This window comes from Brumimicrobium oceani, from assembly GCF_003143775.1.
Taxonomy (GTDB): Bacteria; Bacteroidota; Bacteroidia; order Flavobacteriales_D; family Crocinitomicaceae; genus Brumimicrobium; species Brumimicrobium oceani.
Genome location: NZ_QFRJ01000007.1, coordinates 119,277 through 138,180, shown reverse-complemented (window position 1 = coordinate 138,180; position 18,904 = coordinate 119,277). Strand labels below are relative to the sequence as shown.

The following is an 18,904-nucleotide window of genomic DNA, read 5'->3' as shown; positions in this document are numbered from 1 at the left end:
AACAACTAATGGAAAAGAAAAGAGTAACAGTAATAGGAAGTGGCGTGGCAGGATTGTCAACAGCTAGCTACTTGGCCAAAGCAGGTCATGAGGTAACGCTAATTGAAAAAAACAGCACCACAGGAGGTCGCGCAAGAAAATTCGAAGTAGACGGTTTCAACTTCGATATGGGGCCCAGCTGGTATTGGATGCCAGATGTTTTTGAGCAGTTTTACAACGCTTTCGGCTACACAACCAAAGATTTTTACCAGCTAGAAAGGTTAGATCCAAGTTACCGTGTATTCTGGAAAGACAATACTCAAGATGATGTCCCTGCCAATATTGATGAATTCTATCAGTGGTTCGAAGATTTAGAACCTGGTTCAACAAAAAAATTAGATCAATTCTTAAAAGAAGCGGCCTATAAATACGAGGTGGGAATGAATGATTTGGTACACAAACCAAGTTTAAAAATCACCGAATTTGCCGACATGAGAATTGTGAAAGGAACACTGAAATTACACTTATTTTCCTCTTTCACGAAATATATAAAGTCCTATTTTTCTCATCCAAAAATCATTGAATTACTGGAATTTCCCATCTTATTTTTGGGAGCAATGCCAAAGGACACACCTGCGCTTTATTCCTTAATGAATTACGCAGACATAAAGTTAGGAACTTGGTACCCAATGGGTGGAATGCACAAAATAATTGAAGCTTTTGAAAAAATTGCTGTTGCCCAAGGAGTGAAAATCATCACTGACTGCGAAGCTAAAAATTTCAACTACAAAGACAATACAATTTTTGAAGTCAATACCTTAAACAAAGGAACAATTCCATCAGACATTGTGGTTTCTGGAGCAGACTATAATCATACAGACAGAATGTTGGCCGCCGGAAACTCTAATTATTCTGAAGAATATTGGGACAAACGCTTAATGGCACCTTCTTCCTTATTATTCTATTTGGGAGTTGACAAAAAAATTGATAATTTACTCCATCATAACTTGTTCTTTGACGAAGATTTTGGAATGCATGCTGAGGAAATTTACAAAGATCCACAATGGCCTTCAAAACCTTTGTTTTATGCTTGTTGTCCATCCAAAACAGACGATAGCGTTGCGCCAGAAGGAATGGAGAATTTATTCTTATTGATTCCTATTGCGCCGGATTTAGAAGACACCGAAGAGCTAAGAGCAAAATACTTCGACATTATTATGAAAAGATTGGAGGACAAAACAGGAACTGAAATTAAATCGCATATCGTTTACAACAGAAGCTATTGTTTGAAAGATTTCAAATCTGATTATCACGCTTACAAAGGTAATGCCTATGGATTGGCCAACACTTTAAAGCAAACTGCATTCTTAAAACCAAGAATAATAAACAAAAACATTAAAAATTTGTTCTACACTGGACAATTAACAACACCCGGACCAGGCGTTCCGCCAAGCATCATTTCGGGGAAAGTTGTCGCAGAAGAAATAAATAAACGAATTCAAGCTAATAAAATATAAATGAAACTACTTTTTGATAATCTTTCTAAGGAAATAAGTAAAAAAACAACACGTGCATACAGCACCAGTTTTTCCATGGGAATTAGATTCTTGAGCAAGGATATTCAACAGCCAATTTATAATGTTTACGGTTTTGTTCGTTTAGCGGATGAAATAGTAGATTCATTTCATGATTTTGAAAAATGTAGATTATTGGAAGAGTTCAGAGTAAGTACACAATTGGCTATTGATAGAAAAATATCACTGAATCCAATTTTGAATTCCTTCCAAGAAACCGTTCACCGATACAATATTACACCAGATTTAATTGAAACCTTCCTCGACAGTATGGAAATGGACCTCAATAAGGTGGAATATACACAAGAAAATTACGAGAAATATATTTTAGGATCTGCCGAAGTTGTTGGACTCATGTGTTTGAAAATTTTCTTGAACGGCGACCAAAAAGAATATGAAAGATTAAAGTCTGATGCGATGAGCTTAGGTTCAGCCTTTCAAAAAATAAATTTCCTCAGAGATTTACAGGCAGATTTTAAAGATTTAGACAGAACATACTTTCCAAATGTTGACATGTCAAAATTCAATGATGTCATCAAAAAGGAAATCGAAAAAGACATAGAAATTGATTTCGCTAAAGGATTGGAAGGAATTAAGAAACTTCCGAAAAAAGCCCGTTTTGGAACTTACATGGCTTATATTTATTACTATAAGTTGTTTGTGAAAATTAAAAATACAAAAGCGGAATCTATTTTAAATGAAAGGGTAAGAATTCCGAATAACAAAAAGTATATGTTGTTCTTTTCTTCGTTTTTACGCCACAAATTGAATATAATATAATGGAATTAACAGGTACAAAAGATGTAGTGCTCGTTGATGAAAACGATCAAGTCCTGGGGACAATGGAAAAGCTTCAAGCGCATCAAGAAGGTCGTTTGCACCGAGCTTTTTCGGTGATTGTTTTTAATGACAACGATGAAATGCTGATTCATAAAAGAGCCAGTGATAAATACCATTGTGGAGGTTTGTGGACAAACGCTTGTTGCTCACATCCGCGGCTCGACGAATCACCAAAAGAAGGTGCTTTACGGAGAATGCAAGAAGAAATGGGATTCACAACTTCTATTGAATACATTGGACAATTCATCTATAAAACATCGTTTGAAAATGGTTTAATTGAGCATGAATTAGACCATGTTTTTGTTGGACGATTTAACGGAGAACCAATTCCAAACTCAGAAGAAGTGGAAGATTTTAAATATATTGGGATGGATGAACTTAAAAAAGACATTGAAAACTCTCCGCAAAATTACACTGTTTGGTTTAAGAAAATAGTAGAAGATTACGCCGTTTGGTCAGTATAATACAACGTTAAAACTAGCAGTATTTCCAATATTTGAACAACAAATTATTACAATAAAAAGAACTTATAGATTATGATTAAGATTGGACGCAGAACAACTTTTAATGCAGCACATCGCTTGCATAACCCAGCTTGGTCTGAGGAAAAAAATCAAACTGTCTTCGGAAAATGTAATTCACCGAACTACCATGGACACAATTATACCTTGGAAACTTGGGTAAGAGGCGATATTGATCCAGATACTGGTTTTGTGATTAACCTTACGGATCTCAAAAAAATCATCAAGGAAGAAATAGAAGATGAGTTTGACCACCGAAACCTAAATCTAGATGTTCCAGACTTCAAAAACTTAAATCCCACGGCAGAAAATATAGCTAAAGTGATTTACCAAAAGTTGAAGCCTAGACTGCAACATTACGAACTTACAGTAAAGTTGTACGAAACAGAAAACAACATCGTAGAATACACGGAATAGCCTTTGCGAGGAATCTTGACTTTAAGCAGAGGTATTTAGAATGGGATTTTTCCTCAATTTTAAAAGTCCTGTTAAACTCAATTTCTAAGCGACCAAGACAGAGCCTTAGGGAGTAATTCTTTCATGATAAAAGATATGACAACAATCACATCAGAACAAATAAACGATTTCGATAAACGCTACAGAACCAACCTCATCAATTGCCTGAGTGGGATAAAAAGTATGAACCTGATTGGCACAAAAAACACATCAGGCCAAACGAATTTAGCTATTTTCAATTCCGTAATTCATCTTGGGGCTCACCCCCCACTGATGGGATTTATTCAAAGACCAGCAACGGTAGAAAGACATACTTTTGAAAATATCCAAGAAACAAAATATTTCACCATCAATTCCGTAACAAAGGAAGTTCATAAGCAAGCCCACCAAACATCTGCGCGTTATGAAAGAGCAGAAAGCGAGTTTGATGAAACCTCTTTGGAAAGCACATTCATCAATGATTTCCATGCTCCATTTGTAGCAAAATCTCCATTGAAAATTGGATTAGAATTAGCAGATATTATTCCCATTCCTGTCAACAACACCCAGTTGGTCATCGGAAAAGTAAAGTTGATTCAATTGAATGAAGAGTTCTTAAAAGAAGATGGTTTTTTATCTTTACACGACCAAGGAATAGTGGGCGGAACGGGTTTAGATAGTTATTTATCCGCAAAAGAGATTGGAAGATACAGTTATGCAAAACCGGATTTGCCTTTGAGTAAATATAGCCATAATAGATGATTCGAAGCGTCTCCCCCTTTGGAGATGAATAAGGAGAGGATAAAATACCGCTGCAAACACAAGACAATTAACAATTAAAAAAAACCAGCGCAACCCCGTTAATCCTTAAACCTTAATAATTAAACATTAGAAATACAGCGCAACAACATCCCCGTTAATCTTTAAACATTAACAATTAAACATTAGAAAAATTAAACATTAAAAAAGTATGACAATTTTTTGGCACCGAAGAGATTTAAGAACGAATGATAATGCTGGGCTTTTTGCGGCTTTACGCAAGGAAAAAGAAGTTCAACCTATCTTTATTTTTGATAAGAACATTCTAAATGAATTAAAATCTGAAGACCAAAGAGTACTTTATATTTATAAGCACATTCAAAAGATAAAAAAGCAATACAAGGAGCATGGAAGTGACTTGCTAGTTTATTATGGCGAGCCAAAAGAAATATTCAAACAACTAATCGCTGAGCACAAAATCTCCTCTGTTTACACCAATAGAGATTATGAACCCTATGCTAAAACGAGAGATGAGGAAATAGCCCATTTATTGGAAGAGCAAGATATTAAATTTCGCACTTTGAAAGACCATGTTATTTTCGAAAGAAATGAGGTTGTAAAAGGCGACGGAACACCTTATCGCGTTTTTACTCCATACATGAAGCAATGGAAAAAAGAACTTTCGGATTTTCATTTAAAAACTTACCCAACAGAAAAATATTTTGAAAACTTGAAGCAAAGTAAAGAAGCTTCAACATTAATTTCACTCAAAGAAATGGGCTTTTCTGATGAACAAACACAGGATTTCCCTTCAATTGAAGCCAGTGATAAAATCATTAAAGACTACGAAAACACCAGAGACATTCCAGCCATTCGTGGAACAACCAGAATGAGTTTACACCTGCGTTTTGGAACGATATCGATTCGAGAATTGTGTCAACAAGGTCGAAAAAACGAGAAGTATTTTAATGAATTAATTTGGAGAGACTTCTATCAGATGATTCTAGATCATTTTCCAAAATCGGCAGATCAATCCTTTAAACCACAATACGACAATATTCCTTGGGAAAACAACGAAGCACATTTGAAAGCTTGGAAAGAAGGAAAAACGGGCTATCCTATTGTTGATGCTGGAATGAGAGAGCTGAATGCTACAGGATTTATGCACAACCGTGTGAGAATGGTCGTTGCGAGTTTCTTGACCAAGCATTTAATGACAGATTGGCGATTGGGAGAAGCTTATTTTGCAGAAAAACTCCTCGATTATGAAATGGCAAGCAATGTGGGCGGATGGCAATGGGCCGCTTCTTCAGGAGTAGATGCACAACCCTATTTTCGAGTTTTTAATCCGACCAGTCAACACAAAAAATTTGATCCAAACGATAAATACATCAAAAAATGGGTGCCAGAATACGGAACAGATAAATATCCAGATCCCATTGTAGAGCACAAAAAAGCCAGACAACACGCGATTGATACGTACAAGGAAGCGTTGAATTAAGAGCTTTAATGTTTTGTTTTAATGTTTAAGGGTTAATTATTAATGTTTAACGCCCAGGGCATTGAATTTCAACAAGATTGAAATTGTGCTTACTCCGAAAAAGCGTCCAGCGCAACAACGTCCCCGTTAATCCTTAAACATTAATAATTAAACATTAGAAAAAATTAAACATTAGAAAAATACAGCGCAACAACGCATCCTACCCGAACTTCTTCTTAAACGCTGTTTTGATTTTCTTGCGGAACAAAAGCGCTATCACTCCTATTAGAATATACGGCGAAGCCATGATGTATAAAATTGCGGAGTTGATGTTATTTCCGTTGGTGTTATCAAGAATACTGTCGTCCACAGAATCACCACTTTGCTCAGCCAGCAATTTACATTGTGAACATTGCGCTTCTACATCTCCGGTGAAGAAAAAAATAAAAGCAACTAATAATAGAATATAAGGAAGCCATTTTTTCATGCTACAAAGATAGGGTATAAACTCATCAATCCATAAAATAAAAAGTGAATTTCGTCAGTTGTTGACTAACCTGAACTTTTAAATTATTGCCTTCGACGCTTTCGACAAGCTATGCTGCGATGAATGCGTGGGCTGAGCGTAGTCGAAGCCCACGTTCCATTACAGCGCCTAACTTAAACACAAAATCCACCCTGCGACAAGCTGATCTCCTCAATTATCTCAATTGCTTTTTCTTTTCTTGCTTCAAAATCACCTTCTAAAATCGTGAAATCGACCTTTTGCCTTTTTAATTCCGCTAAATACAAATCAAACAACTCTTCTCTTTGATTTGGGTTTTCTCTTAATGGATCTTCTTCCCAAGGAATCCCCTCTGGACTGCATAAAAAGTAATGAGAAAAGCGCTGATTCTCCATTAAGGATTTCACACTTTCAGCACATTTTTGGTATTTGAAAGTCGACCAAATGTAGAGCACTGTATTTTCGGTGTCATAAATTTTCATTCCTCTCTTTTCTTCCGCTTGTCTGATCATATCTTGGTTAAGCGCAATTTGCTCAATATGATGAAACTCATATTTTCCATCACGATTCAAAAGATATTCTCTCGCATGTTCAGGAAACCATTGTGCTTCAAAATGTTCTGCGATTGCTTTCGAAATACTTGTCTTTCCCGAGCTTTCAGGTCCTGTGAACGTGATTTTCATTTTTTTGAGCTTTAAATAATTTATACCAAGAGAAAAAAGCAAAAATAGCAATAATGGTATAAACTAAATAATGGAATCCTGTGAGGTAGAAGCCACGGTCTGCATAAAGAAAGATAAGCGCTGCGTCAATAACAATCCAATAAATCCAGTTTTCTAGAACACGCTGGGCAACCATAAATGTAGCAACCAAACTAAAAACAGTTGAAAAAGCATCGAGATAAGGACTTTTTTGATCTGTATATTTCGCCATTATGAACCCTAAAAGTAAAGTGACAACCGAGCTGACCAAAATATTGATGATATGATATTTTATTGGCCATTTTATGATTAATCTTTTTTCGGAAGGAGTTTTGTTCCAAGAAGCCCAGCCATAAATAGCCATTACAAAATAGAAAATCTGTAAACCAGATTCAATATATAACCCAACACTGTAAGTAAGATAAATATAGATTGAAGTACTCACCATTGCGAAAAGCCAACCAAATCGGTTTTTTCGTGCAATAAAAATCAGGTAGAATGTTCCAATTATAACACCAGCCCATTCAAGTGCTGAAGTGTCAATTAAACCTTGAATAATTTCATTAATAATCTCCATTTTCCCAAAAGTAATTAAATAAGAGAATTACGTATGTTTCATTTAAAAAATCGTGATTTGAGTGTAGATAATTGCGGAGGGGTTTAGCCCTCAATGAAACCAATTTGTGTAGTGTTCGCGTTTCTCAGGGGTATTATTGAGAGGGTACGGAGCAAAAGAGATTCACAGAGTTTTTTTTGTGCATGGCGCTAAACGTTTGGAGAAAGAGAGGTTGAATTCTATGGCGCTGTGATGACTGAGTTTTCTAAGATAAAACCAACTTATATGTTTCAATTGTTGCCTTCAACATGCTAGTCAGCGGGATTATCCTTCGGTGACTGAGCTTGTCGAAGGCGCCGAAGGATAACGAATTTAGATGGTGCTCACTACGCTAAATTTTTAAATCCGTGAAAATCCGCGATTGAAAATCTGTGTCATCCGCGTCCTATTGCAGCGTCTAACATTCATAATTCTCAACATCATTCTATTTCAAACGTAGGTTTCTCTTTTTCATTTTCCTTTTTCCAAGCATCGATTTTTCGTTGCAAGGCATTCTTTTTCTTCTTTTTGTTCGCTGGTGAAAATTCATCTTGCAGCGTATCTTTTCCGAAATCCATTATAATTTTTTCCTCTTGCTTTTCTTTTTCCTTCAAATCTCGAATGGTGCTGTCTTTCTTATTAATCCCGAAACCTGTTTTTAAGGCGCTTTTCAAATCTTCCTTTGCTTGCTCTCGCTGTTCTTCTTTCACCTCTTTTTTCGCTTCTTTATCCCACGAAAATTTCGGATTTTCAATCGTTCCAGACATTTTTAGAAAAACACGAAATCCGGTACCGTCATCCACAATATCACCAAACTCGGAGTTTTCCATTCCTTTAATCTCCCTAAATCTGAAATCAAAAGAATAATCGATTACATTTTCAAAAGAATGTGTTCCGGAAAGATTAACATCCAGTGCATTTGAATTAATGGCCATTCTTGGAATTGTGATGACACCGTTTTTCACTGAAAATTCATTCTCAAAAGAATCAAACTGTAGGTTCAATAAACGCTTTTCAAATTCATCTATTTTTGATTTTGGAATGAGTAAATTCCCGCCAGACGCCTTTAGACTATTGGTAATTTCCTTAAACGGCAAAACATTAATCAAAGCGCCTTCAGAGATTTTTACATGTGCTTTAACATCAAAGTCGTCTTTCAAAATTTTCTCTTCATACAAGTCAAATGGGCCGCTGAAATTTAGTTTAATTGCCGCCTTGCCACGAATATTTTCTGACGTGATTACCGTTTGATCAAAATTATTCCATTCAGCAAACAAAGGCTCAAAGTTGACCGCGTCTGAGTTTAGGTTCGTTTCCACCAAAAGAAACATGGGTTTTTCTTCCGTAATTTTTAAACTTCCGCCTATTTTAGAATTTGCACTCACTCCCTCCACCAGCGGAAAATACAATTGTCTATTTCCAAAGTCCATTCTCCCTTTAATCTCAGAATATTCATGTCCGCTGTACTCCACTTTACTCAAGGACAGAATTACTTTTCCGTCGATATCATTGGGCAAAATCCAAGCTTTTGATTTGATTTCCTCTTCATTTGTCGTAGAAAGATCGTCCAAAAACAAGGCTTCACTTGTCACATTTGCATCAACCTTCAAATTTCCCTCTCCCTTAAAATAGTTGGCCAAATTATCAAACTCTCCATCTAAAACTAAGGATGAATTATTGAGACTTAAGGCTAAATCTGTAATCCCAGCAAATTGATTCCTTATGGTTATGTTTCCATTTGGAATGTGCAACAATCTATCATCATCCACAAACTGCGCACTTATGTTTTCAAGTGCTAAACTTGCTCTTAAATCATAAATGCTAATGTCTTTTTGATCTGTTTTGGGTTGATTCATTCTCAAATCAAAGTCTCCTTTTAACGAAATATTTCCCGAAAGTTCCTGCAGCGAAAATGGTCCAAATAAACGGTGAACAGCTTTTAAATCTAACAATCCATCTGCTTTCCCCCTTAGGCGTGGTCTATCGAAATCTGAAACCAATAAATTTCCCGTAAATTTTTCATTTAGGGTATAAAATGACAAGGTAGAAAGTGTGAGCTGCTCTTTTCCGTTTTCTACGCCGTTAGAATATTTCCCCTTCAAATTAATTTGCGACAATGAGAATCCTTGATCAGAGAGACTTCCGTTTTTCACATCAAAATTAGCATCAATTGCGGGTGAAGCCGTTTTTTCATTCGCTCCCTTGATAAACAGTTCAAAATTTACTTTTCCTTGTCCGTTAATTTCATCCACGACATCCAGCTCTTGCAGGGTGAAGTTTTTGGCAACATCAGCTAAATTCAAATCTTTTGCTCCGATATAAAAGTCTAAACTGTCATTACTTACTTTTCCCTTGATTAAAAATGGAAGTTGATTAATTGATAAATCTGCAGATATAATTTCAAAAACATCATTAATCTGATCCATTTGAATAGAAATATCGCACTCCGCCTTCTTATTTTCGACTAATCTTACGGATTTTGATTGAATTGTATTGATGTCAAACTTTGTCTGCGCATCCAAGATAAATTGCTTTTCATTAAACGAACCTTGAAATTCCAATGCATTAAAATAAGCTGAATAAAACTGATCTGTAGATTCATTGTTGTAAGTAAAGTCGGTAGCTCTTAGATTGATTTTCTTTAGATTGAATTCGAATGGTGTAACTGTAGTGTCTTCGCTTGGTTTAAGGAAATCATAGTTTACCTCCCCATTTTTCAGAATTTTCAAATTGAGCTTTGCTCTTTCTATGTCAATACGGTGAACATCCATTTTACTTCCTAAAAGGTCTAATGGATTGAGGCGTAAATCAATTTTTTTAGCAAATATTGCCGTATCGCTTGTTTCCAACTTATCAAACTTGCTATAAACCAAAACATCGTCAAAGGAAAGCGTTAAATCTGGAAAGCTTTTCCAAATTCCTACATCGATATAGCTGATATGAACGCGTTTATTGATGTATTTATTGGCTTCATTTAAAGCATAAGATTTTATGTCTTCCTTAAAAACCAAGAGCAAAGCACTGATCAACAGCATCAAGGACAGAACTATGCCCGCGATCCATTTAAAAACAGTATACCCTTTTCTCCAATTCATAAAACAAATTTAATAGCATATCAATTCCTTTGTTACATCGATAGCTATACTTATTAACGTTGGAAGTTTTAAAAGCGTACATTGGGGGCGTTGTGCTTTTTTGGGTTTCCCGCAGATTTTCGCAGATTTCGCAGATCTTTTTTGGGGGGTCTGGCGCTCTTTTGGTTCTCCCGCAGATTTTCGCAGATTTCGCAGATCTTTTTTTGGGGGGTCTGGCGCTCTTTTGGTTCTCCCGCAGATTTTCGCAGATTTCGCAGATCTTTTTTTGGGGGAGCTGGCGCTCTTTTGGTTCTCCCGCAGATTTTCGCAGATTTCGCAGATCTTTTTTGGGGGAGCTGGCGCTCTTTTGGTTCTCCCGCAGATTTTCGCAGATTTCGCAGATCTTTTTTTGGGGGAGCTGGCGCTCTTTTGGTTCTCCCGCAGATTTTCGCAGATTTCGCAGATCTTTTTTGGGGGGTCTGGCGCTCTTTTGGTTCTGGCAGATTTTCGGGGATTGCGTAGATCGTTTTTTGGGTGGAGTGGGGCTGTTTCTGTATAACTCTGCACTTTGGATTCATATAGAGCTGTTAATTAGTTATTTATATTTCAAAACATTATTGTCTTTTCATTTTTTTGATTTATATTTGCGCAACCCAAATCAAACCAATCATGAAATATTCATTATTTTTTATCACCGTAACCTTTTTATTTTTAAGCTCCTGTAATAAAAATTCAGACAACAATAGATACTATAAAGACGTAGATTTATCCGAAAATCCTTGTGAATACCTCACCAAACAAATGGTTTTATCGCATTTTGGTATATCCACATCAAAATTAGAACTCAAAAATGTTTACCCGCAATCCAGTAATGATATTTCTCAATGCGGTTATTTCTGGGAAAAGTCGCAAGATGCAGAGCACAAAATTTCTAACAAAAAATCAGAATTTGCCAACAACCATATCAAACTAGGAAGTTTTAGAAAATACAAGAATGAAATTGCGGCAGAAAGGGATTTTCAACGCAATTATTGGATTTCTTCTAACGAAGACCTAAAGGCAAGTACGACTGATAGTGGAACAGGAAGTTATTCTACTGAAAACCCAAACGCAAGCAGCATGCATTATGGTGTTCAAGGAAATTACAACTCCGACTTTAAACTCACCGAAGTTTTTGGAATTGGCGACCAAGCTTTTTACGATCACCTGAATAAATCTTTAGACGTCCGCTTTGGAACTATCTCCTTCTCCATTTTTATTGAAACGGAATACGACACCGAAACCAACATTCTAATCGCTAAAAAATTGGCAAAAGAAGTTTGGGAAAAGCTATAAATGTAACTTTTCAAGGCTTTTGTTTATAAAAATGTGATGAAAGCACCTTACTAAATGGCGTATCTATATTAATAACAATATATTTGCATCAAAATTATAGATTATGAGTTTAGTAACAGTTGGAAGTGTCGCATTTGACGCCATTGAAACACCTTTTGGAAAAACAGATAAAATTATTGGAGGAGCGGGAACATACATCGCTTTTTCGTCTTCTTATTTCATGAAGAATCAAAATATCGTTTCCGTTGTTGGAGAAGATTTTCCTCAAGAAATGCTTGATAAATTGAGTAACAAAGGGGTAAACCTTGAAGGTCTTCAAATCATCGAAGGAGAGAAATCTTTCTTTTGGTCAGGAAAGTATCACAACGATATGAACTCAAGAGACACTTTAGTAACTGAGCTAAACGTTTTAGAAAATTTCGACCCAATTATTCCAGCATCTTACCAAGGGTGTGAATACCTAATGTTAGGAAACCTAAGTCCAGATGTGCAGTTGAAGGTAATCAACAGAATGGAAAAACGTCCTAAGTTAGTCGCAATGGACACTATGAATTTCTGGATGGATATCGCCATGGATGATTTGGTTAAAGCCATCGCTGCAATAGATATGTTGATCATCAATGATGAAGAGGCAAGACAACTTTCAGGAGAATATTCTTTGGTTAAAGCAGCGAAAAAAATTCGCGAAATGGGACCAAAATTCTTAGTAATTAAAAAAGGTGAACATGGCGCTTTATTGTTTCATGGAACAGATGTGTTTTTCGCACCAGCTCTACCTTTAGAAGATGTTTTTGATCCAACAGGAGCAGGAGATACTTTCGCAGGTGGATTTATGGGATATTTAGCATCAACAGATGATATTTCATTCGAAAATATGAAAAGAGGAATTATTGCAGGTTCTGCTATGGCTTCTTTCTGTGTAGAGAAATTTGGAACAGAAAAATTAGAAAACTTAACGAAAACTGAAATAGAAGACCGCATACAAGAGTTTGTTCAATTGACAAACTTCGACATGGTTAAATCTATTTAAACCCCACTATTATGGAGAAAAGAGAATTTATTGATGCGCTTAAAGAGCTTACGGAAAAAGAAAATGTACTGAGTACCGGAAGAGAAGTGAATGAACTGCGTACGCAATTCGAAGATTATTTAATTGAAGCAACACGACAGTATCAAATTGCTGAATTAGAAGCCAAAGAGAAAAACGAAGAATTTACTCAAGAAGAATGGATGATTCCATTAAAAGAAGAATTCTATGAAATCTTTTCTCCATATAAAGAAAAGCGCAAAGCAATCATTGATGCCAAACGTTTAGAAGAGGACGAAAACCTCAAAAAGAAAAGGGCCTTAATTACGCAATTGCAAACGGTAATTACCAATGAAGAAAACATTGGAGCTGCTTTTTCTGCACACAAAGAAATCAATGACAAGTGGAAAAAAATCGGGGACATTCCACGTGAAAAAAGAAATGATATTCAACAAGAATACAGCCGCTTATTAGAGCAGTTCTTTTACAACATCAATATCTACAAAGAAATTAAAGATTATGATTTCAAAAAGAATTATGAAGCAAAGAAAGAACTCCTTACGCAAATTAAAGGGCTAAGTAAGCTTGAGAAAATTAAAGAAGTTGAAGCAGCCATCAAACAATTGCAAAATGAATGGGAAGACGTTGGTCCTACTACTCAAGAGCATTGGGAAGAGCTTAAAGACGACTACTACTCTACTGTAAATAAGATTTACGACAGAATTCGTTCTTTTTACGATGAAAGACGCGAGAAGATGCAAGAAAATATCGTGAAGAAAAACGAATTGATTGCCAAAACTGAAGCTGTTTTAAGTTTAACTAAAGACTCTGTAAAAGACTGGTCTGCACAAACGAAAGAAATCTTAGGTTTACAAAAGGAATGGAAAACTATTGGATTTGGACCAAAGAAAGAAAACGATGAAGTATGGAAAAAGTTCCGTAGTTTGTGTGATGATTTCTTTGCCTTGAAAAGTGAGTTCTTCAAAGATATTCAGCAAGAATATGACAAAATCGCTGAAGGAAAAAAGAAATTGATTGAAAAAGTCAATGCTTTAAAAGACAATACCGATTGGGGTCCAACGACAAAAGCCATCATTGACGTTCAAAAACAATGGAAAAAAGCCGGTAGCGCAGGTCAAAGAAATGAACAAAGCTTGTGGAAAGAATTCCGCGCAGCTTGTGATTCATTTTTTGATGCCAAACAAGCTCATTTCGATCAAAAAGACAAGGTTTTTGAAGATAACCTGAAGGAAAAAGAAGCTTTAATTGAAGAAATAGCTGCATTTGTACTTCCTTCAGATAAAAAAGAAGCCATTGAAGCGCTTCATGATTTCTCAGAACGTTTCTCCGCGATTGGATTTGTGCCAAGCAAGCAAAAAGACGAAGTGTTCAAAGCGTATAAAACAGCTATCGACAAGCACTACGATTCTCTAGACATGAAAGGCGAAGAGAAAGAAAAAGTAATGTTTGAAGCACGCATAAAAACTTTACAAGGAAGTGGAAATGCTGCTGAGTTATTTGAAAAAGAGAGGCAAGCGATTCGCAATGATATCAATGCGATTCAGCAAGAGATTATTCAATTCGAGAACAATCTTGGCTTCTTTGCTAATTCAAAAGGAGCAAACGCGTTAAAAGGTCAGGTTGAAAACAATATTAAAGCAGAGCAAGAGAAGTTAAAAGCACTTAAGGCTAAGCTTAAAATGATACCCAATGAATAAAATATACAATACTTGGATTTTTATCATCTCACTGCTGACACTGCCATTTGCATTCGCTGTGGGCTTGAATGAAGTCTTTGGTATTTTTGGATTAAAAATTCACGGAGATCAGTTCGAATATAAAGAACTGGTCTTCGGAATTTCCGCAGGATTAATATTCTTGCTTGGAGCTACGCGTTCTTCTAGAAAATGGTCTGGAATAAGAGTGGTAAACCAAATAGATCGTTTTCAATTCAATAGTTTGATAAGTGAAGAAAGAAAACAACGGGTCATTCTCAATAATAGCATCGAAATTATAGGATTTGCACTGATAGGAGCTGTCTTTTTCATCTTTTCAAAAGATGCCATCTTTATCTCGCTAATTTTCCTGATTTTTATTATTGACGCATTAATCAATACATTAAGAGGGGTGCTTGGAGGAAAATACCGTGTGGGTATGACAAGCAAAGCGATAGTATCCGTTGACCGAGAAGTGGTGGCCATTTATTTCAAAGGATTAAAACGTATTTCTATCACGAAAAACCAGCTTTTTTTCGAATACAATAATAACGATTTGGTTTTGGATTTTCAGCTCAACACCATTCCTCAAGAAAAGCAAGAAGAGTTCATGCGACTTTTGCGCTTAAACGTAGATGACACCCAAGTTTATTTTTCTGGCTTTGAAGAAGAGTAAAAATCACTTTTGATTGATAATCAACTGCTGCATTATACTTTTTTGTGAAATTCCTTAGTTTATTTTAATCTATTGTTTTTTAAGTAGATAGACTCATACAGACGCTATCTGCTTGATTGTGTGAGTTTTGATACAGTATTTTTTCTCTGAAATTATTAACTTTGAAATTATATCTACGAAAATACTACATGATTAAATTACTGTCGTTTCTGTTACTGCTACTTTTCCCTATTATTATACATGCTCAGTTTGGGCCAGGAGGTGTAGGAAACTCCACCAACAACGGTTTATGGCTAAAAGCGGATGACCTTACATTATCCAACGGAGCACCTGTTGCTGCATGGAATGACCGTTCAGGAAATGGGAATAACGCAGGAAATAGCCTTACAAACGAACAACCCGTTTTTAGAACGTCAAGTGCTATAAATAATAGACCCAGTGTGTATTTTGATGGTGTTCTAGATCAAATGATTATTGCAGATGATGATATTTTAGATGGAAGTTCGGGAATTACATTTTATACCGTAATTCGGCCAAGTAATCTAGATACTGGACCAAGAGGAATACTCGGAAAAAGAACAAACCAAAGTACTTCCACAAACTATGCGTATACATTTTTCTTTTTTAATTCAAATAAATTATACGTTGACTTAGATCGTCAAAATAACAGATTCGATACTGGCCCTATTACTTTTTTAAACCTTAATAATTACATGTTGGGCTTTGATTTTGACGGAGGTAGACAGCAAAGTGTTAGGTCAAGAATATTAAGCGCGGGGAATATTATTAAGGAATCAACAGAAAGTTCAACAACAATACCAAACAGCAATGAACCCCTTGTTTTAGGAGGTTTAAATAGAAATTATAGTAATGGTGGACAGCCACGTCTTGGAGGTGACTACGCAGAAGTCATTCATTACAACCGTGCGTTAAACACCGCCGAAAGAAAAATAGTAGAAAACTACTTAGGAGCAAAATACGACATTACAATTGCCAACGATTTATACAACCATGAAGCTACGTATGCGGGAGAAGTTGCTGGAATTGGACAAGATGACGCTTCAAATTCACACAGTGACGCTCAAGGTTCTGCAATTGTCAGAATCAACTCGCCTTCTAACTTAAGCGACGGTGACTTCTTGCTCTGGGGTCATAATGAATCATCAGTATATGTTTATGATACATTGGATGTGGACGGAACAACTATCGAATCAAGAATGTCAAGGGTTTGGGCTTTAGATAAAACCAACGATGTTGGCACAGTCACGGTTATTTTTGATCTTTCAGTTTTTTCACCAATAACACCTAGCGATGTTCGATTGCTGATCGACAGAAACGGCAATGGTTTTACAGACAATGATGTTGTACCAATCACAGGCTCAATTTCGGGTTCTAGCATCACTTTTTCAGGCGTTAATTTTCAGGATAACGATAAATTCACATTGGGTTCAATTAATTTCGATCAAACTCCACTTCCAGTAGAACTCACGGATTTCTACTTGAATTCAAATACAGAAAGTGTAGATGTTATGTGGACCACCGCCTCAGAATTGAACGCAGATTATTATCATTTATTAAGAAGTAAGGATGGTAAATCATTTGAATATTTGGCAGAAATAGCAGCCAATGGAAATACGTCCAAGGTTTCTAATTATAAATTCACAGATTATTCACCTTACAGCGGAGTCTCTTATTATCAGCTTGTACAAGTAGATTTTGACGGTAGAAAAACAGATTATGCTCCAATTTCGGTCAATAGAGAACAAGAACAATCTTTTGCTTTAGTGCCTAATCCAAGCAATGGAGCTTTTCGATTAAAAAGCCCAGTTCAGCCAAAAGAAAATACTGAAGTTTTTGTTTACAGTTCTTTGGGCGAATTAATACACAGCGTGACTTTCTCTCCAGAAGAATTAAACTCAAAACACATTGATTTAGGATTGAAATCTGGTGTTTATTTCATAAAAATAAACCAGAAGAATGAACAAGTTGAAACTTTAAAATTGATAATTCGCTAAATAAAGCGTCAAAATATGAATTAAACGACGGTAAATATCCATTTTCAATTGTGAATTATCAATTACTATTCCGCATCTTTGCACTAAAATTTTTACAGAAATATGGATTTTTGGATTAAAGCCGCTCAACTACTACTTTCACTTGCCATTTTAGTTACAGTCCATGAATTTGGGCATTACCTTGCTGCGCGCGCATTTAAAATACGTGTAGAAAAATTCTACCTTTTCTTTGATCCTTGGTTTTCCTTGCTAAAAAAGAAAATTGGGGATACCGAATGGGGAATTGGATGGCTTCCGCTTGGAGGTTATGTGAAAATTGCCGGAATGATTGACGAATCTATGGATAAAGACCAAATGGCTCTGCCTCCAAAAGATGATGAATTCCGTTCAAAACCAGCTTGGCAACGCTTGATTGTTATGGTAGCCGGTGTGGTGGTAAACATTGTGGTAGGATTCTTTATCTACATTATGGTCGTTGCCGCTTGGGGAACAGATTCTCTGAGTAATGATTCATTGAAATATGGAATTTCTGTGAATGAAAACTTTGCCGCACTGAATTTAGGCATTGAAGACGGAGATTTGATTACTGCCGTTGATGGAGAAAAAGTTGAAAATGCACAACTCGTAAATCTTCAGATTTTCTTGCGAGGCTACAGAGAATTAGAAGTTCAAAAACCTAATGGAGAAAAGAAAATTGTGGTTTTAGATAAAGACATCAATGATTGGATGTGGGCCAATGATGCGGTAATGGCTTTTGGAACAAGAATGCCAACTATTGTAGATTCGGTTATGACAAACAGAGACGCTTTCACAAAAGGACTTTCAAAAGGAGACAGTATCGTGAGTATAAATGGAGTAGAAACACCTTTCTTCCATGAATTACAAGCACAATTAGCAAAACAAGAAGGCGATTCAACCTTGGCTACTGTTGGTTTATATAGAAACGGTGAATACAAAGAATTAGATGTTTTCACAGATGCAAACAAAACAATAGGATTTATGCCACAATTCCCAGAATGGTTAGAAGCAACGCATACTGACTATTCTTTTGGTGAATCCATTTCAAAGGGATTTGAAAAAGCAGGTTGGACAATGCATGATTATGCAGCGCAGTTACCGCTTATTTTCACTGCAAAAGGAGCGTCTAGTGTTGGTGGTTTTGGTGCGATAGGAAGCCTTTTTCCTCCAACGTGGGATTGGCAAGTTTTCTGGGCAAATACTGCATTCATTTCTTTGGTTTTGGCAATTATGAATATCCTGCCAATTCCTGCACTGGATGGTGGACATATTATGTTCCTTTTGTATGAAATGATTACAGGAAAAGAAGCACCACAAAAAGTATTAGAATATGCTCAGTTGATTGGATTCGTATTGCTGATGACCTTATTCTTGTATGCCAACGGGAATGATGTATACCGCGCTTTCTTTGAGTAAGTAGTGCTTGGACGGAATGTGCAAACAAAACACGAAGCATGTAGACACGTTGAGAAGACGTGCTTGCATGCTTTTTTTCGTTTTAGACGCATGGTTTTATGGGTTTTTAGTGTGACTAAAATCGAAGCCAGTTTAATTATTTAAAACCAACCGAATTTTTAAAATACTCTTATATCAAGAAAATAATTTGCAATTTTATTTCAGCACTATGAAATAATGGTCAATTACTGTTGAAAGAC

17 protein-coding genes are annotated in these 18,904 nt (G+C 36.1%); 13 read left to right on the top strand and 4 right to left on the bottom strand.

Annotated elements, in window-relative coordinates:
- Positions 1-8: 8 nt before the first annotated feature.
- The 6 genes from DIT68_RS10260 (at position 9) to DIT68_RS10235 (ending at position 5,609) form a co-directional block, all read left to right on the top strand.
- Positions 9-1,496: a phytoene desaturase family protein gene (locus DIT68_RS10260; RefSeq protein ID WP_109359714.1), complete on the top strand. Its 1,488-nt coding sequence runs from the start codon at positions 9-11 to the stop codon at positions 1,494-1,496.
- On the top strand, positions 1,497-2,333 hold the full coding sequence (locus DIT68_RS10255) for a phytoene/squalene synthase family protein (RefSeq protein WP_109359713.1): 837 nt from the start codon (positions 1,497-1,499) through the stop codon (positions 2,331-2,333).
- On the top strand, positions 2,333-2,857 hold the full coding sequence (gene idi, locus DIT68_RS10250) for an isopentenyl-diphosphate Delta-isomerase (protein WP_109359712.1): 525 nt from the start codon (positions 2,333-2,335) through the stop codon (positions 2,855-2,857). The genes DIT68_RS10255 and idi overlap by 1 nt, the downstream gene beginning before the upstream one ends.
- 69 nt (positions 2,858-2,926) lie before the next feature.
- Entirely contained in the window at positions 2,927-3,331 is a 405-nt protein-coding gene (locus DIT68_RS10245) for a 6-pyruvoyl trahydropterin synthase family protein (RefSeq protein WP_109359711.1), read from the top strand.
- A gap of 135 nt (positions 3,332-3,466) precedes the next feature.
- On the top strand, positions 3,467-4,111 hold the full coding sequence (locus DIT68_RS10240; RefSeq protein ID WP_109359710.1) for a flavin reductase family protein: 645 nt from the start codon (positions 3,467-3,469) through the stop codon (positions 4,109-4,111).
- A 208-nt stretch (positions 4,112-4,319) separates the two neighbouring features.
- Positions 4,320-5,609, top strand: coding sequence for a cryptochrome/photolyase family protein (locus DIT68_RS10235; protein WP_109359709.1), 1,290 nt, complete (start codon positions 4,320-4,322; stop codon positions 5,607-5,609).
- 199 nt (positions 5,610-5,808) lie between these two features.
- On the opposite strand, the gene DIT68_RS10230 is transcribed toward DIT68_RS10235, so the two are convergent.
- From DIT68_RS10230 to DIT68_RS10215, 4 genes are all read right to left on the bottom strand, one after another.
- Complete coding sequence (locus DIT68_RS10230; RefSeq protein ID WP_109359708.1) at positions 5,809-6,075, bottom strand: hypothetical protein; 267 nt, start codon at positions 6,073-6,075, stop codon at positions 5,809-5,811.
- A gap of 173 nt (positions 6,076-6,248) precedes the next feature.
- Positions 6,249-6,776, bottom strand: a complete 528-nt coding sequence (locus tag DIT68_RS10225) for an AAA family ATPase (protein WP_109359707.1) — start codon at positions 6,774-6,776, stop codon at positions 6,249-6,251.
- On the bottom strand, positions 6,751-7,371 hold the full coding sequence (gene pnuC, locus DIT68_RS10220) for a nicotinamide riboside transporter PnuC (RefSeq protein ID WP_109359706.1): 621 nt from the start codon (positions 7,369-7,371) through the stop codon (positions 6,751-6,753). Before pnuC ends, DIT68_RS10225 begins: the two co-directional genes overlap by 26 nt.
- A 458-nt stretch (positions 7,372-7,829) precedes the next feature.
- Positions 7,830-10,484, bottom strand: coding sequence for an AsmA-like C-terminal region-containing protein (locus DIT68_RS10215; RefSeq protein ID WP_109359705.1), 2,655 nt, complete (start codon positions 10,482-10,484; stop codon positions 7,830-7,832).
- A 59-nt stretch (positions 10,485-10,543) separates the two neighbouring features.
- Between DIT68_RS10215 and DIT68_RS16340 the strand changes: the two genes are divergently transcribed.
- The 7 genes from DIT68_RS16340 to rseP all read left to right on the top strand — a co-directional run bounded on the left by DIT68_RS16340 (position 10,544) and on the right by rseP (position 18,665).
- Positions 10,544-11,188, top strand: coding sequence for a hypothetical protein (locus DIT68_RS16340; protein ID WP_158276161.1), 645 nt, complete (start codon positions 10,544-10,546; stop codon positions 11,186-11,188).
- On the top strand, positions 11,133-11,798 hold the full coding sequence (locus DIT68_RS10205; RefSeq protein ID WP_109359703.1) for a hypothetical protein: 666 nt from the start codon (positions 11,133-11,135) through the stop codon (positions 11,796-11,798). The genes DIT68_RS16340 and DIT68_RS10205 overlap by 56 nt, the downstream gene beginning before the upstream one ends.
- Positions 11,799-11,898: 100 nt before the next feature.
- Complete coding sequence (locus DIT68_RS10200; RefSeq protein ID WP_199223414.1) at positions 11,899-12,828, top strand: PfkB family carbohydrate kinase; 930 nt, start codon at positions 11,899-11,901, stop codon at positions 12,826-12,828.
- A gap of 11 nt (positions 12,829-12,839) precedes the next feature.
- Positions 12,840-14,543: a DUF349 domain-containing protein gene (locus tag DIT68_RS10195; RefSeq protein ID WP_109359701.1), complete on the top strand. Its 1,704-nt coding sequence runs from the start codon at positions 12,840-12,842 to the stop codon at positions 14,541-14,543.
- A complete protein-coding gene (locus DIT68_RS10190; protein WP_109359700.1) occupies positions 14,536-15,216 on the top strand; it encodes a hypothetical protein in 681 nt (226 codons plus the stop codon). The genes DIT68_RS10195 and DIT68_RS10190 overlap by 8 nt, the downstream gene beginning before the upstream one ends.
- Positions 15,217-15,404: 188 nt before the next feature.
- Positions 15,405-17,231, top strand: coding sequence for a T9SS type A sorting domain-containing protein (locus tag DIT68_RS10185; RefSeq protein ID WP_109359699.1), 1,827 nt, complete (start codon positions 15,405-15,407; stop codon positions 17,229-17,231).
- Between the two features lie 102 nt (positions 17,232-17,333).
- A complete protein-coding gene (rseP, locus tag DIT68_RS10180; RefSeq protein WP_109359698.1) occupies positions 17,334-18,665 on the top strand; it encodes an RIP metalloprotease RseP in 1,332 nt (443 codons plus the stop codon).
- The last annotated feature ends 239 nt before the right edge of the window (positions 18,666-18,904 follow it).